This is a genomic window from Pantoea sp. AN62, from assembly GCF_050432985.1.
In the GTDB taxonomy this organism is placed as follows: domain Bacteria; phylum Pseudomonadota; class Gammaproteobacteria; order Enterobacterales; family Enterobacteriaceae; genus Pantoea; species Pantoea brenneri.
Genome location: NZ_JBNPYB010000005.1, coordinates 22,923 through 36,681 on the forward strand (window position 1 = coordinate 22,923; position 13,759 = coordinate 36,681).

Consider the following 13,759-nt stretch of genomic DNA (forward strand, 5'->3'; position numbering starts at 1 on the left):
GAATGGCTGGCATTGTAAAAATCAGCCGCCCGCCTGGCCTGAGACAGCCGCCAGGCGAAACCAGGAAAATTTCTTAGTTTTGCCCCACATGCGGCAAAAAGGAGAGGCGCATCACGCTTCGTCGACCGGACGCGGCGCCTGCGCATTGAGGAATGGCAGCAGCAGCAGTGCGGAGATACCGGCCGCAATCGCAATCACCGCAAAGAAGCCGCTCCAGTGCCAGCTGTCGATCACCCACGCCAGCGGCCAGCCGGAGAGCGACGCGCCAAGATAGGCGAACAGCCCGACAAAGCCGGTCGCCGCACCCGCCGCCTCCTTGTGAGAACACTCGGCCGCCGCCATGCCAATCAGCATCTGCGGACCCGAGATAAAGAAGCCGGTAGTGAAAAAGCACGCCGTCTGCATCACGTAACTGGTGAACGGCATCAGCCACAGCGATCCCACCGACAGCAGAATCCCGGCGGCGAAAATCAGGTTCATCGGGCCGCGGTTGCCGTTAAACAGCTTATCCGATCCCCAGCCGGCCACCAGCGCGCCGATAAATCCGCCCAGCTCAAACATCGTCACCGCTGAATTGGCGGTTACCAGATCGACGCCCAGCGTCTCCGAGATGTAGAGATTGCCCCAGTCGTTGATCGCCGCGCGTACCACGTAAACCAGCACATAACACAGCGCCAGCAGCCAGATGTAGGGGTTCAGCAGCACGTAGCGGGTGAGGATCGCTTTGCGGCTCAGGCCCGCGCCTTCCTGCTGCTGCGCCATCTCCATCTCATCCTGCCGCCAGTCGCCGACCTCGGGCAGGCCAACGGTCTGAGGCCGATCGCGCAGTCGCCAGCAGAGAAACAGACCGGCCAGAATCGCTAATCCGCCGGCCACCATCATCCCGCTGCGCCAGCCGTAATGCAGCGCCACCGCCCCGATCATCATCGGAATCAGTGCGCCACCGACGTTGTGCGCGGTGTTCCACAGCGCCCACCAGCCGCCACGTTCGTTACGCGAATACCAGGCGGTCAGCAGGCGGGCGCAGACCGGCGCGCCCCAACCCTGGAAGAAGGCGTTAACCGCCCACAGCAACGCAAAGGCCCACAGCGAGGTGGAGAAGCCGAACAGGATGTTCACTACCCCGGTGGCAATCAGTCCCAGCCCCATAAAGTAGCGGGCGTTGGAGCGGTCGCTGACGATGCCGGAGAAAAATTTCGACAGGCCGTAGGTGATGTAAAACAGCGTCGCCAGCAGGCCGATATCGGTACGGGTCATCACGCCGCTGGCGAGGATCTCCGGGGCGGCGGCGTTGAAGCTTTTGCGGGTGAAATAGAACAGCGCATAGCCCAGCCAGATGGTCACCATGATATGCCGTCGCCAGTAGCGATAGCGGCGATCGATCTCCGCTTTATCCTGCAGCGGGGCAGCGTTGGCCGGGGTTTTCAGAAAGCTAAACACATTCACTCCTCACACCGTACGCAGCGGCAAATGAACGCTGACGCGGGTGCCGTGGGTACAGGATATCGCCAGCGTGCCGCCCAGCGCGGCCACCCGTTCGCGCATTCCGGCCAGACCAAAACCCTGCTGGCCGGAACCGGACGGCAGGCCGCAGCCATCATCTTCAATCACCAGCATCACTCGTTCATCCTGCTGCCAGCCTTTGAGCATCACCGCACTGGCGCTGGCGTGCTTCACGATATTGTTCAGGCCTTCCTGGCAGACGCGAAACAGCGTGACGCGCTGGCCTTCGCTGAGCAGGTTCTCATCAATGTGCCAGTCGAGATGGCTGACGATACCGCGATCGTCGAGTTCCATCTCACGCATCAGCGAGCGGACCGCCTGCTCCAGCGAGAGATCGTCTAACTGACGCGGCCGTAACCGTCCCAGCAGTCGCCGCACCGAATCGTACACTCCCAGCGACAGCTGCTCGATGTGCGCGCCGCTCTGGATCACCCGGCCATTATCGGGCGCCAGCCGCTGGACGATGCCCGCCTGGGTACGAATCGCGGTGATGGTCTGGCCAATGTCATCGTGCAGCTCACGCGCTACCTCCTGGCGCACGCTCTCTTCGGTCTCGACCAGACGTTCAGCCAGCCGCCGGTTGCGCGCCAGCTCATGCTGCAGCGACTGATTAAGCTCACGCAGCCGCTGGATACCGGCACCGAGCAGCAGTCCGGTCAGGCTTTGCGCCAGCAGCGATAGCAGCAGATCAACCGGATGATCGTGCCAGGTCTGGCTGGCAATCAGGGCAATGGCGTTCATCAGGGTGGCGATCAGCGCACCCTGCCAGCCGTAGTGCCACGCCAGCGCAATAATCGGCAGCGCCAGACAAAATGGCGTAAAGCGCGCCAGCTCTGCCGGCAGGCCAAGCTGCAATCCCAGGCTGATGATAAACAGCAGCAGATACCAGATAAGATGTCGGGCGCGCCAGTTAACCGGCTGGGAGATCAGCGCCGGTCCCAGCGGCTGCCAGCGGGTACGGGTGAGATAGTGCCAGATGACCAGGCAGGTAGGGGCCAGCGTCAGCCCGCCGGTGAGCGTCAGCAGCAGGGCGTTCAGCATCTCCTGCTGACCGGCCCACGGCAGCGATTGCAGCAGTGCGGCGGCGATCAGCGCGGCACCCTGACGCAGCAGCGTGCGCCAGTCGCGCTGGTGGCGATAACGGGAGATCAGCGCCACCGGCAGCAGCGTCAGCACGCCGCCGACCATCAGCAGTGGCAGATGCGCCAGCGCGACCTGGTGCGACAGCCAGATCAATAGCATCCACTCGCTGGCCAGCAGCACCGGCCAGTAGCCGCGCGGACATTGCAGCATCAGGCCCAGCCGCAGGCCAAACGGAAACAGCAGCACCGCCAGCTCGGGCCGTTGCACCAGATGCAGGCTGATGCTCCACAGGCAGAACCACGCCGCCGAAAAGATGCAGACGCTGGCGGCCACTGATATCAGCCGCGACAGAAGCGGCGTCATTGCCAGCCGTCAAACATGCGGCGCGCCAGCTCGACGTCGTTGCTGACGCCGAGTTTTTCCATCAGGTTGGCGCGGTGGACGTGAACGGTTTTTGGCGACAGGCCCAGCTCGGCCGCAATGGTTTTCACCGGCATCCCCTGCGACAGCTTCTCGGCCACCTGGCGTTCGCGTCGGGTCAGCGGGTCCTGACGTCCGGCGGCCAGCTTAAGGGCGATCTCCGGCGTCAGGTAACAGTCACCGGCCGAGACCGTGCGCACGGCAGCGATCAGCTCATCGGGGCGACAGCGTTTGGAGAGATAACCGCGCGCGCCGGCGTTAAGCGCCTGCTCCACCAGCGCCGGACTGTCGTGTACCGACAGCATAATGGTGGCTAAGCCGGCGGGAAGCTGGCTCAGCAGTTCCAGACCGGAGAGATCGGGCATCGAGATGTCGCAGATACAGACCTGCACGCCGCGTCCCGGTAAACCCGCCAGCGCCTCACGGCCCGATCCAAACTCGGCCACAACCTGAAAATCGGGTTCCAGTCCCAGCAGTTGGGCAAACCCGGAGCGGACGATCAGGTGATCGTCAATAAGCGCGATGGTAATCATGATGCGTTCCTGGCGGGTAAATTCGCGCTTACCTTAGCGATAAGCGCGTGGCTGTTCAAGTCGTGAGCAGTCTGGCACGAGGACGGTGGCGGGATGTTGATCCCGGTGGGATCGGAGCGATCGTCAGCGCAGCGGCAGGATCGTCTGGCGTGGCAGGCCGGGCGGCGATCCCGCTCCGGCCAGGTGACGAATTAATGCAGACAGCACTGCTTATATTTTTTACCGCTGCCGCACGGGCAGGGATCGTTACGACCTGGCAGCTTTTCTACCGAGATCGGCTTCTGCGGCACCGGCACCGCTTCAGGCTGGGAGATCCAGTGATCGTGCAGCGCCAGCGCAGCAGGGCGGATCGCCTCAATGCTGGCTTCCATCTCGTCCGGCGTCATCGCATCCAGTTTTTCGAGATTCTCTTCCACGCCGTGTAAGGCGATGGCGTCCAGCGCCGGTTGCAGATCCTGCGGCAGGGCAGACCAGTCGGTCAGCGATACGCCGCGCATGTAGCCGAAGCACCACTCTTCAACCACGGTAAATTCCAGACCTTCCATCTCACGGATGCCAAACAGCGGTTCGAACTGCTCAGGGAATTCAGACAGCCGGTCAGCCACATCATTCATGTGCTGAAAACAGAGCTCCATAAAACGCGTCATTTCACGTTCGTTGCTCCATTTTGGGATCTGCTTCTCGCCGCCCCACAGCGCCACCAGCCATTTGCTGGGTTCGACGGTGGTCGGTCCGGACAGCACGGCGGTCAGCAGACCGTCCAGCTCGGAGACATCCAGAATCGACGCTTCGCTGCCATATTTTTCCAGCATATCTTCCAGCCATTGCAGCTCTTTCTCGGACAGTGGGCCTTCTTTCATGCGGTTGCCTCCCGGGCATTTCAAAAATGTGAGCACGGCGTTCAAGCCATAAAGCCGCAGCAGTGTACACCCTTGCGCGCTGCAACACAGCTTACCTCAGGCCGGGCAGGTGGTTTCAGTTGCCGGCACGGCGACCCTCAATCCGCCGGTTACACCACTTTTAGTCGGTTTAGCGCGCTATAGCCGACTGTCGCTTTGTGATACATTTTTGCGCGACAGCGGGTCTGTTACATCACGATCAAACTTAATTAACTGATTATTATAATAAAAAATGAGAACAGACTTTTTCTCCGGTCGGGCGAGCACGCTTCGCACCTGGCGGGATCTCCACCGCCTTGCCTCAGGCCGATTCAGAATAATAGCCCTGCTGTGGCCTGCCATCATCCTGATCCTCGCGGGTTGTGGCACTCTGTCGCAGACGTCGGCCCCGGTCGGCGACCGCGTTTACCTGACTCACGCCACCTTCCATGAAAATGTTGACGACATTGTGCGTCACTACATGCAGCAAAAGCAGGTTCCCGGCATCAGCATTGCGATCGTTCATCGTGGTGGTCCGGCACAATTTTACGCTTATGGGGTGACCGATCGGCAGCACCGTTATCCGATTACGCCCGACACGCTGTTTGCGCTCGGTTCGCTGAGTAAAGGGGTGACGGCAGAGGTGATTATCCAGCTGGTGAATCAGGGCCAGCTGCACTGGCACGACACGCTGGCCGATCTGCTGCCTGGGGTGCGGCTGAGCGAGGACGCAAAACGCATTACGCTGCTGCAACTGGTCACCCACACCGCTGGTCTGCCGCGTCAGGATATGGACTTGCCGATGCTGCATCAGTTCATCCGCTATCTGGGCAATGGCGAAAACTTCTATAGCAATCTCGACAGCGATGCGCTGCTCGATTATCTCGCCGATTTCTCTGCGCCAGCGGTGCGCGTGCCGCATTACTCCAATCTCGGCTATGCGCTGCTCGGTTATATTCTGCGTGAACGCTTTCATCAGGATATCCAGTCGCTGGCCTCAACGCTGATTTTTACGCCGTTGCAGATGACGCACAGCAGCTTCCGGCCCGAAACGCTGGCCGGGTATCCGCTGCGCGCACTCGGTCACGCCGGCGATCAGCCCAAATTTATCGCCCGTGGCGCGCTGACGCCGGACTGGCATTTCCACGGCAACATGGTGGCGGCAGCCAGTCTTTACAGCAATGCACGCGATTTGATCGCTTATCTGCGTGCGCATCTGAGCGCCACCGGCGATCGGTCGCTGGATCAGGCCTTTGCCGCGGTGAATCGGGCGTGGTATCAACAGGGAAGCCAGGCACAGAATATCGCCTGGGTCACCGATCGGGTCGCGGGAGAGCAAATAACCTACCAGGTCGGTTACATTGGCGGCTATGCCAGCTTTATCGGCTACGATAAAGCCCGTGGCAACGCGATTGTGGTGCTGCAAAACGCCTTTAACTGGAGCAACTATTTAGGCATTGCGTTGTTGGTCGATCTGGCAACTAAGGATAGAGTGGTTGGACAGTAACCGGTGCGTGGTGAAACGAATAGCGTCGTCTTTCCTTACACTTAGCTTTGACGCGAGGGGAACTGTATCGCTATAAAGATTGTCTTTAGCCTGTCTACCGTCACTAAAATCAATTTAACGTGGAAATCATTATGCGCAGGACTCAACGTGTACTTTTCTCAATGGGATTACTGGTTGGCTCGCTGAGCCTGATCCCTGCTGTGCAGGCCGCCGGTGAAGCAACGGATACCGTTCCGCCGCCGCCACAGATTCAGCCTGCTAATCCTGATGCCCAGTCGCAGCCTGGCGCGGTTAACGCTCAGCCGGATGCCGGTGCCGCACAGACTGAGGCGCCATCCAGCTCACAATCGAATGATGGCATTACGCCGACCACGCCAGCGCCGTCGACTGGCGGACAGCCGAACTACGATCTCAACACCATCATCATCGACTACAAACAGTATAAAGTCGGCGACACGGTGCCAGAGAAGTACACTGATAAAACCTACACCATTACCGAGTGGCAAAAACGTAATCTGCCTGCGCCGCAGGAGAATACCCACTGGGCCTATATCAACGCCAATTACATCCTGATTACCAATGACACCGGCAAAATCGTCATGGGGAAATCGGGCGATATCTTCTTCCGCGGTTAAAATAAGCGGTTAAAAAATCAGCCGGTCAGCACGACCGGCTTTTTTTTAGCTGAAACGCTCCGCACCAAAGCTTGCCAGCATCGGATGTTTTTCGCCGCTGATCATCTCGTCCGCCAGTAATTCCCCGACAATCAGCGCCAGCGTGGCACCGGAGTGGCTGAACGCCACGTAACAGCCCGGCACCTTTTGCAGTTCACCCAGCACCGGATCGCCATCACCTGGAATCGGCTTGAGGCCAATCTTCCAGCTCTCAGCTTTGAGCGGCCGATCGCCACGCAATAACCGGCTGGCTTCCTGCGCCAGCTGCGCCACCACCTGCTCATCAATCCGGTATTCCCCGTCGGCCAGCGGCTGGATATCAGCTTCATACCAGTCGTGATCGAGCGCAAAACGGTTGCCAGGATTGGGACGAACCGCGGCGCGCGGGGTGTTCAGCACCGCTTTCAGCGGCTGGGCGGACGGTTCGGTGATCACCAGCATCGAAACCGGCGAGCCGTTGGGGATAGTCACACCGAGCGGTGCCACCACATCCGGCGTCCAGGGACCGCAGGCAACCAGCACCGCATCGGCGCGCAGCTCGCCTTTATCGCTACGAATGCCGCAGGCCCGGCCCCGATCGGTGATCACGCTGGCTTTACCGGCGTGTTCTACCACTTCGCCGCCCAGCGCGCGGAACTGATTGACCAGATAATCCACCAGATGCGGCAGGCTGACCCAGCCTTCACCGGGATTAAATATTGCCTGGGCCGCCAGCGCATCGGGATCGACTGCGGCATCCGCCTGCGCCACGTTTTCAGCCGTGATCAGCTGTGAATCGTAGCCGTGGGCTTTTTCATAGTCGTGGCGCGCCTCCGTCGCGGCAACATCGTTATCCGACCAGCAGATCCCGCCGTCAAACCGCAGCCAGTCGAGTGTCGGATGCCGGGCAAACAGGGTGCGATAGCGATCGATGCCGGCCATGCGTAGCGCATGATAAGGTTTCGACCGCTCGCCCGCTGAGTTGAGCCACGACAGCGAGCGTCCTGAGGCGCCGGAGCAGAGCGCGGCTTCGGTCACTAAGGTTACCGCTGCCCCGCGTTTCGCCAGCTCGAGCGCCGTCGATACGCCCAGCACGCCACCGCCCAGCACCACCACTTTCATTTCAGTTTTTACCGCCATTATCAGGTTCCTTACTCAGTTACAGCACTTCAGAGAGAAAACGTTGCAGGCGCGGTGACTGCGGCGCATCGAAAATAGCGGCTGGCGGCCCGGCTTCGACAATCTCGCCTTCGTCCATAAACACCACCTGATCCGCCACTTTGCGCGCAAAGCCCATTTCATGCGTTACCACCACCATCGTCATGCCGCGACGACAGAGATCGGCCATCAGCGTCAGCACGCCTTTCACCAGTTCGGGATCGAGCGCCGAGGTCGCCTCATCAAACAGCATCACCTCCGGATCCATCGCCAGCGCGCGGGCAATCGCCACCCGCTGCTGCTGGCCGCCGGAGAGATCGCGTGGCCGGTGATCGGCGCGCGGACCCAGACCAACCTCTTCCAGCCGCTGATGGGCAATCGCCATCGCCTGCGCTTTGGGCAAGCCTTTGACGCGCCACGGGGCCAGCGCCACGTTCTCCAGCGCGCTGTGATCGGGAAACAGGTTGAAGTGCTGAAACACCATGCCAATCCGCAGCCGCAGTGCGTCCGGTTTGTCGCGCAGTACCGATCGGTCGGCCAGCAGCACATCGCCCGATTTCGGTTCATGCAGCCGGTTAATACCGCGCAGCAGGGTCGATTTGCCCGAGCCGGATGGCCCGATAATGCAGGTGGTGCTGCCGGGCGCGACCCGCAGCGAGACGTTACGCAGCACCTCAATCGGGCCATAGGCGAGGGTCAGATCGCGCAGCTCCAGGCTGGCTCCGTGCCAGCTGGCGCTGGTTGTGCGGTTATTCATGGTTGCCTCCGGTCAGCGGGTGAGTGGCCAGCGCGCCGTTGGGCCGTCTGACTTCCTCCACCTCTTTTAAACCACTTTGCGGCGCGGTCAGGCGACGGCGGCCGGTGCGGTAACGCACATCCACGTAGTTGACCATGTGCGTCAGCGGCACGGTGATGATCAGATAGAACAGCCCGGCCAGCATCAGCGGCGACAGATTGCCGGTCAGCACCGCCGCATCCTGACCGACGCGAAACAGCTCGCGCTGCTGGGTCATCAGCCCCAGCAGATAGACCAGCGACGAGTCTTTAATGATGGCGATGAACTGATTGACGATGGCGGGCAGCACCCGGCGGATCCCCTGCGGGATCACCACCAGCCGCATCGCCCGGCCATAGCTCATCCCCAGCGCGCGACAGGCTTCCATCTGGCCGCGTTCGACGCTCTGAATGCCGGCGCGGAAAATCTCGCCCATGTAGGCGCTGGCAATCAGGCTGAGGGCGAAGATCCCCAGCGGGTAAGGCGTCGGACCGAACAGCTGATAGCTGAATCGCGCCAGGCCCTGACCAATCAGCAGGATGGTCAGAATCGACGGCAGACCGCGAAACAGATCGGTATACAGCCGGGCGGGCAGGCGCAGCCAGCGCGAGGGCGAAATGCCCATCAGCGCCAGCAGCAGGCCAAACAGTGTGCCAAGCAGGGTGGCCGCCAGCGAGATAATCACCGTATTCACCAGCCCGGTGGTCAGCATCTGCGGCAGCACTTCCCTCATTGAGGAAAAATCAAAGAAGGTGCGGGAAAGAATCGTGAGCAAGTCCATCGCCGTCTCCATGCAGTGCGGGGCATTCCCCGGTTAACTCAGGACGCGAACGTCCGCCACTTTACTGACCGCCAGGCAGATACTGTTTGGGCATTGGCGAGCCGGGGAACCACTTCTGATAGAGCCGCTGCCAGGTGCCGTCCTGCATCGCCGCTTTAATGGCGCTGTCCAGTGCGGCCTTAAAGGCGGGTTTGCCTTTGGCGATGGCGATACCGGCCGGGGCATCAAAAGAGGGGATATCGGCAGCAGAGACCAGCTTGAAGCGTTCGGCGTAGCTTTTGGCGGCCTCATAGTCGAGGAAGATGGCGTCGAGCGTGCCATTATTGAGCGCCGAGACCGCGCTGTTGTTATCCGGGAAGCGCACGATGTCGGTCTGGGTGAAGTGTTCCACCGCGTAGTTCTCCTGCAGCGTGCCCTGAACGACGCCAAGCCGCCGTTTTGCCAGACTGGCGACATTCTTCACGCCGCTGTCGCTGCGGGTCAGCACGGTGAGAAAGCCCGCCAGATAGCCAGTAGAGAAATCGACGGTTTTTTCACGTGCCGGGGTGATGCCGATCGCCGCGACCGCCGCATCATACTGACCGTTGGCGACCGCCGGCATGATGGCGGAGAAGTCCTGACCGACAAAATCGACCTTATCGATTCCCATGCGATGGGCGACATTTTTAAAGAATTCGACGTCAAAGCCGGTGAACTGACCGCTGGCATCGGTGAAGGTATAAGGTCTGGAATCGCCGACGCTGGCGACGCGTAGCTGGCCCGGTTCGATCAGGCCGTAGGGATTGTCATCGCTGGCAGCCAGCGTAGAGAACGAAAGTGCACAGAGTGCGAGCAGGGTGCTGAACATCTTACTGAACACAGTGCCGAACAGCATGCCAGGCCGTTTGCCCGGTTTGGTTTGCGATTTCATAGCTCATCCGTTTTTGCAGGTTTAAACATCAGAGACTGTTGAGCCGGTGATTATTTTTGAGACCGGTCTCAACGCAGGTGACACCTTGTGGACGTGGGCGTTGTGAGACCGGTCTCAAGGGGTTACAATGAGTTTAAGCACAGCCTTTTTTCGGCGTCAATCTTCCTGTCATCAACCTGTGATTCAAAATAATTATGACCAGCCAGAAATTACGTTCTAAAGCACCCACCGTGGCGGATGTGGCGCGCGCGGCAAAGGTTTCCAAGGCCCAGGCGGCGCGTGCGCTCGGGGGCTATGGCGCGGTCAGTGATGAGGTGCAGGCCCGGGTAAACAGCGCCGCTGCCGCACTGGGCTACCGTCCGAATGAGCTGGCGCGCAGCATGAATACCGGGCGCTCTAACACCATCGGTGTGATTGTCGGGGATATTGAAAATCCCCACTTCGGCCTCGCCCTGCGCGGCATGGCGGATGTGGCGCGTACCGCCGGTTACCATCTGCTGCTCAGCAACAGCGACGAAAAGCTGCAGGCTGAACAGGATGCGGTACGGGTGATGCTGGAGAAGCGGGTCGACGGCATTATCGTGGCCCCCAGTTGTTCAGAGCGCGATCAAAACAGCCATCTGATGCAGGTGCTGGAAGAGGGCCGGGCGCTGAAACTGTTCGATCGTGCAGTTACCGGCCTTGATGTCGAAGCGATCTGCTGTGAATTCACCAAAGTGGCGGCTGACGCCACCAGCCGGTTACTGCAGGCCGGCCATCGTCATATCGCCTATGTCACCAGCATGGCGCTGACCGGTGACTACCGTGCGCCAGCTGATTTTGGCCTGACGCCGGTTGCCCAGCGCGTCGGTGGCATGATGCAGGCGTTTGCCGCGGCGGGAGTGGAATTTGATCCGTCGCTGGTAAAAGTGAATGCGCTGGATGAAGCGCAGATCGCCCGCATCGTGGCTGAGCTGTGGCAGCGCCCGCAGCCACCCAGTGCGCTGGTGGCCTCTGACAGCGTAGTAGCGATGTGGCTGCTGCGTGAAGTGACGCAGCGCGGGCTGCGCATCCCGGCGGATCTCTCCTTCGTGATGTATGACAACTTTCCATGGAGCGAAATTGTGACGCCGCCGCTGACGGTAGTGGCGCAACCGGTATACGAGATGGGGCGTGAAGCGGCACGCCGGCTGATTGCCGAAATTCGTGGCGAAGCGGCCGGTCCAATGCCGCGCTTTGATGCCCGGCTGATACTGCGGGAATCGATTGCTGCTCCGGCCAGCGACAGTGAGCCACGCGGCAGACGTTAACCCGGCCAGCCCAGCACCCGGCGCAACTGTCGTACCGCCGCGGTGATCTGCGTGCTGCTGCTGTTGCCATAGCCAATCACCAGGCCGCGCTGTGCCGGTTCAGTCAGATAAAAGGTCGAGAGTGCCGCAGGCGCGTAGCCAGCCTGAATCAGCCTGTTGGCTATCGCCACGTCATTCTGATGCGCCTCGATTGGCAAGACCAGATGCATTCCGCTGTCGCCACCCAGTAAGGGTATCGGCTGGCCCGCGGCCTGCTGCAGTTCACTGCGCAACAGGGCCTGACGCTGGCGATAGAGGCGGCGCATTTTACTCAAATGCCGGCTGTAATCGCCGCTGAGAATAAAGCGTGCCAGCGCCTGCTGCTCCAGCGGATTACCGCCACGTAGCAGCTGATGCAGCGCCGGTCGCAGATTACTGACCAGCGGCGCGGGCAGCACCATAAAGCCGATACGCAGGGCAGGGAACAGCGTCTTGCTGAAGGAGCCGAGATAGATCACCGGCGCGTTATCGGTCATCCCCTGCATGGCGGCAATCGGCTCGCCGTGGTGCCGGAAGTCGCCATCATAATCATCTTCGATAATCCACGCCTGCTGCTGCCGCGCCGCCGAAATCAGCGCCAGCCGCCGGGCTGCGCTCATCACCGCGCCAGTCGGATACTGATGGGTTGGCGTGGTGTAGATCAGGCGCGGTGGGGACTGTTGCCAGTGTTGCGGCTGCGGAGCCAGGCCCTGCTGATCGATGGGAATCGGAACCACGCGCAGATCGCCGGCTTGCATGGCCGCTTTGGCCCCACGATAGCCTGGATCTTCAACCCAGCCGTGGTCACCCGGATCGCTCAGCAGAGCGACGCACAGCATCAGCGCCTGTTGCGCTCCTTCGGTAATCACAATCTGTCCGGCATCACACCGAACACCGCGCGTGATACGCAACTGCTGCGCCAGTGCGGCACGCAGTTCAGGATCACCCAGCGGGTCGCCATAACCCAACTGGCGCGGTGGCGTGTGGTTCAGCACATGATTAAGCGCCCGACGCCAGGCGGCTAACGGAAAATGATTCAGCGCCGGAATGCCGGGGCGCAGCGGCAGCGTTCCGGTATCGAAACGCTGGCTGAGCTGAAGGGCATCAAGCCGTTTTGCCAGCGGCCAGTGAGCTAACCCGTTGTCATCTGGCCGGGCTGTCGGTAACGCCAGCAGGCTGACGCGGCTACCCTGTCGATCGCTCATCAGATAGCCCTCCGCCTGCAGCTGAGTCCAGACGTTAAGCACCGTATTACGTGAGACCTGTAGCTCAGCGGCCAGTTGCCGGGTGGCAGGTAACATCGCCCCGGCAGCCAGCTGGCCCTGCAAAATGCCCTGTTTAATCCGCTGGTAAAGCTGCTGCTGCAGCGTGGTTCCGGCGGCTGGCGTTAACGGTGCCAGCAGTAAAGGATGGCTCTCCGGCTTCATGGCGCGCTCCCGTGGATCTATCATTTTCAAACATTGTGGTACTTTTTAACCCACCATGATAGTGGCAATCTGCAGGCATCATCTGAAGCCTGGAGGCGATATGTCACAACACACTAATCAGTATGGTCAGCCGGTCGGGGTCGATTTACCGGACTGGCAACCCCGTCCTTTTCCGCAGCCGCAGGTTTTCACTGGCGAAGTTTGCCGGCTTGAGCCGTTCAGCGTGGCGCGCCATGGCGAAGCGCTGTTCGATGCCTACGCCGCGGCGGAAGATGGCCGCGACTGGACCTATATGTTTGTCGGGCCGTTTGATAACCGGCAGGTGTGGCAGGAGCATGCGGCGCAGCTGGAGGCCAGCCGTGACCCGCTGCACTTTGCGGTAATCGATCTTGTCAGCGGGCAGGCGGCAGGCAGCCTGGCGTTGATGCGGATTCAGCCGGAACATGGCGTGATCGAAGTCGGACATGTGGCGTTTTCACCTCATCTGAAGCGGACCCGCATGGCGACGGAAGCCCATTTCCTGCTGATGCGTTACGCCTTTGAGACGCTGGGTTATCGCCGCTATGAGTGGAAGTGTGATAGCTGCAATGCGCCATCACGTCGGGCGGCAGAACGTCTTGGTTTCCGCTACGAAGGCGATTTCCGCCAGGCGATTGTTTACAAAGGCCGCAGTCGCGATACCAGCTGGCTGTCGATCATTGATGGCGAATGGCCGCAGGTGAAAAAGGGCCTGCAGCGCTGGCTGGCCAGCGACAACTTTACTGCCGATGGCCAGCAGCGCGAAAAGCTGGAAACATTGCGCAAGCTGCCCTGACCGGTCGCTG

Annotated in this window: 13 protein-coding genes; 4 read left to right on the forward strand and 9 right to left on the reverse strand. The window is 60.7% G+C overall.

Translation table 11 applies throughout. The annotated features are described in order from the left end of the window. Nucleotides 1-111: 111 nt before the first annotated feature. From FHW04_RS07245 to FHW04_RS07260, 4 genes are all read right to left on the reverse strand, one after another. A complete protein-coding gene (locus FHW04_RS07245; protein ID WP_031375790.1) occupies nt 112-1,440 on the reverse strand; it encodes an MFS transporter in 1,329 nt (442 codons plus the stop codon). 9 nt (nt 1,441-1,449) lie between these two features. Then, nucleotides 1,450-2,949 (reverse strand): signal transduction histidine-protein kinase/phosphatase UhpB, encoded by a 1,500-nt coding sequence (gene uhpB / locus FHW04_RS07250; RefSeq protein ID WP_046289174.1) that lies wholly within the window; start codon nt 2,947-2,949, stop codon nt 1,450-1,452. Continuing rightward, on the reverse strand, nt 2,946-3,539 hold the full coding sequence (gene uhpA / locus FHW04_RS07255) for a transcriptional regulator UhpA (RefSeq protein WP_089561345.1): 594 nt from the start codon (nt 3,537-3,539) through the stop codon (nt 2,946-2,948). The genes uhpB and uhpA overlap by 4 nt, the downstream gene beginning before the upstream one ends. Before the next feature lie 191 nt (nt 3,540-3,730). After that, nucleotides 3,731-4,399, reverse strand: coding sequence for a YecA family protein (locus FHW04_RS07260; protein WP_031376331.1), 669 nt, complete (start codon nt 4,397-4,399; stop codon nt 3,731-3,733). Between the two features lie 271 nt (nt 4,400-4,670). On the opposite strand from FHW04_RS07260, the gene FHW04_RS07265 reads away from it, so the two are divergent. Continuing rightward, on the forward strand, nt 4,671-5,924 hold the full coding sequence (locus FHW04_RS07265; protein ID WP_089561346.1) for a serine hydrolase domain-containing protein: 1,254 nt from the start codon (nt 4,671-4,673) through the stop codon (nt 5,922-5,924). Between the two features lie 131 nt (nt 5,925-6,055). Next, the gene (locus FHW04_RS07270; protein WP_031376333.1) at nt 6,056-6,559 is read left to right on the forward strand and encodes an RcnB family protein; all 504 of its coding nucleotides are present in this window, start codon (nt 6,056-6,058) and stop codon (nt 6,557-6,559) included. A 45-nt stretch (nt 6,560-6,604) separates the two neighbouring features. Here the strand turns inward: FHW04_RS07270 and FHW04_RS07275 are convergent, their stop codons facing one another. From FHW04_RS07275 to FHW04_RS07290, 4 genes are all read right to left on the reverse strand, one after another. Further along, nucleotides 6,605-7,717 (reverse strand): NAD(P)/FAD-dependent oxidoreductase, encoded by a 1,113-nt coding sequence (locus tag FHW04_RS07275; protein ID WP_031376334.1) that lies wholly within the window; start codon nt 7,715-7,717, stop codon nt 6,605-6,607. 19 nt (nt 7,718-7,736) lie between these two features. Beyond that, on the reverse strand, nt 7,737-8,492 hold the full coding sequence (locus FHW04_RS07280; protein ID WP_089561347.1) for an amino acid ABC transporter ATP-binding protein: 756 nt from the start codon (nt 8,490-8,492) through the stop codon (nt 7,737-7,739). Continuing rightward, nucleotides 8,485-9,291, reverse strand: coding sequence for an amino acid ABC transporter permease (locus FHW04_RS07285; RefSeq protein ID WP_069728476.1), 807 nt, complete (start codon nt 9,289-9,291; stop codon nt 8,485-8,487). Before FHW04_RS07285 ends, FHW04_RS07280 begins: the two co-directional genes overlap by 8 nt. 61 nt (nt 9,292-9,352) lie before the next feature. Continuing rightward, on the reverse strand, nt 9,353-10,165 hold the full coding sequence (locus FHW04_RS07290) for an ABC transporter substrate-binding protein (RefSeq protein WP_089561409.1): 813 nt from the start codon (nt 10,163-10,165) through the stop codon (nt 9,353-9,355). A 230-nt stretch (nt 10,166-10,395) separates the two neighbouring features. Here FHW04_RS07290 and FHW04_RS07295 point away from each other — a divergent pair, with 230 nt between their 5' ends. Next, nucleotides 10,396-11,490 carry a LacI family DNA-binding transcriptional regulator gene (locus tag FHW04_RS07295; protein ID WP_069728475.1) on the forward strand — a complete coding sequence of 365 codons (1,095 nt, stop codon included), beginning with the start codon at nt 10,396-10,398 and terminating at the stop codon, nt 11,488-11,490. On the opposite strand, the gene FHW04_RS07300 is transcribed toward FHW04_RS07295, so the two are convergent. Next, nucleotides 11,487-12,935 carry a PLP-dependent aminotransferase family protein gene (locus tag FHW04_RS07300; RefSeq protein WP_089561348.1) on the reverse strand — a complete coding sequence of 483 codons (1,449 nt, stop codon included), beginning with the start codon at nt 12,933-12,935 and terminating at the stop codon, nt 11,487-11,489. The genes FHW04_RS07295 and FHW04_RS07300 overlap by 4 nt on opposite strands. Nucleotides 12,936-13,035: 100 nt before the next feature. Here FHW04_RS07300 and FHW04_RS07305 point away from each other — a divergent pair, with 100 nt between their 5' ends. After that, on the forward strand, nt 13,036-13,749 hold the full coding sequence (locus tag FHW04_RS07305) for a GNAT family N-acetyltransferase (protein WP_031376339.1): 714 nt from the start codon (nt 13,036-13,038) through the stop codon (nt 13,747-13,749). The last annotated feature ends 10 nt before the right edge of the window (nt 13,750-13,759 follow it).

What these genes read in the sequence shown, in the direction of transcription:
- FHW04_RS07265 (WP_089561346.1), top strand. Translation starts at nt 4,671, where the DNA reads ATGAGAACAGACTTTTTCTCCGGTCGGGCGAGCACGCTTCGCACCTGG.
- FHW04_RS07290 (WP_089561409.1), bottom strand. Translation starts at nt 10,165, where the DNA reads ATGCTGTTCGGCACTGTGTTCAGTAAGATGTTCAGCACCCTGCTCGCA.
- FHW04_RS07280 (WP_089561347.1), bottom strand. Translation starts at nt 8,492, where the DNA reads ATGAATAACCGCACAACCAGCGCCAGCTGGCACGGAGCCAGCCTGGAG.
- FHW04_RS07285 (WP_069728476.1), bottom strand. Translation starts at nt 9,291, where the DNA reads ATGGACTTGCTCACGATTCTTTCCCGCACCTTCTTTGATTTTTCCTCA.
- FHW04_RS07295 (WP_069728475.1), top strand. Translation starts at nt 10,396, where the DNA reads ATGACCAGCCAGAAATTACGTTCTAAAGCACCCACCGTGGCGGATGTG.
- FHW04_RS07305 (WP_031376339.1), top strand. Translation starts at nt 13,036, where the DNA reads ATGTCACAACACACTAATCAGTATGGTCAGCCGGTCGGGGTCGATTTA.
- uhpA (WP_089561345.1), bottom strand. Translation starts at nt 3,539, where the DNA reads ATGATTACCATCGCGCTTATTGACGATCACCTGATCGTCCGCTCCGGG.
- uhpB (WP_046289174.1), bottom strand. Translation starts at nt 2,949, where the DNA reads ATGACGCCGCTTCTGTCGCGGCTGATATCAGTGGCCGCCAGCGTCTGC.
- FHW04_RS07270 (WP_031376333.1), top strand. Translation starts at nt 6,056, where the DNA reads ATGCGCAGGACTCAACGTGTACTTTTCTCAATGGGATTACTGGTTGGC.
- FHW04_RS07275 (WP_031376334.1), bottom strand. Translation starts at nt 7,717, where the DNA reads ATGGCGGTAAAAACTGAAATGAAAGTGGTGGTGCTGGGCGGTGGCGTG.
- FHW04_RS07260 (WP_031376331.1), bottom strand. Translation starts at nt 4,399, where the DNA reads ATGAAAGAAGGCCCACTGTCCGAGAAAGAGCTGCAATGGCTGGAAGAT.
- FHW04_RS07300 (WP_089561348.1), bottom strand. Translation starts at nt 12,935, where the DNA reads ATGAAGCCGGAGAGCCATCCTTTACTGCTGGCACCGTTAACGCCAGCC.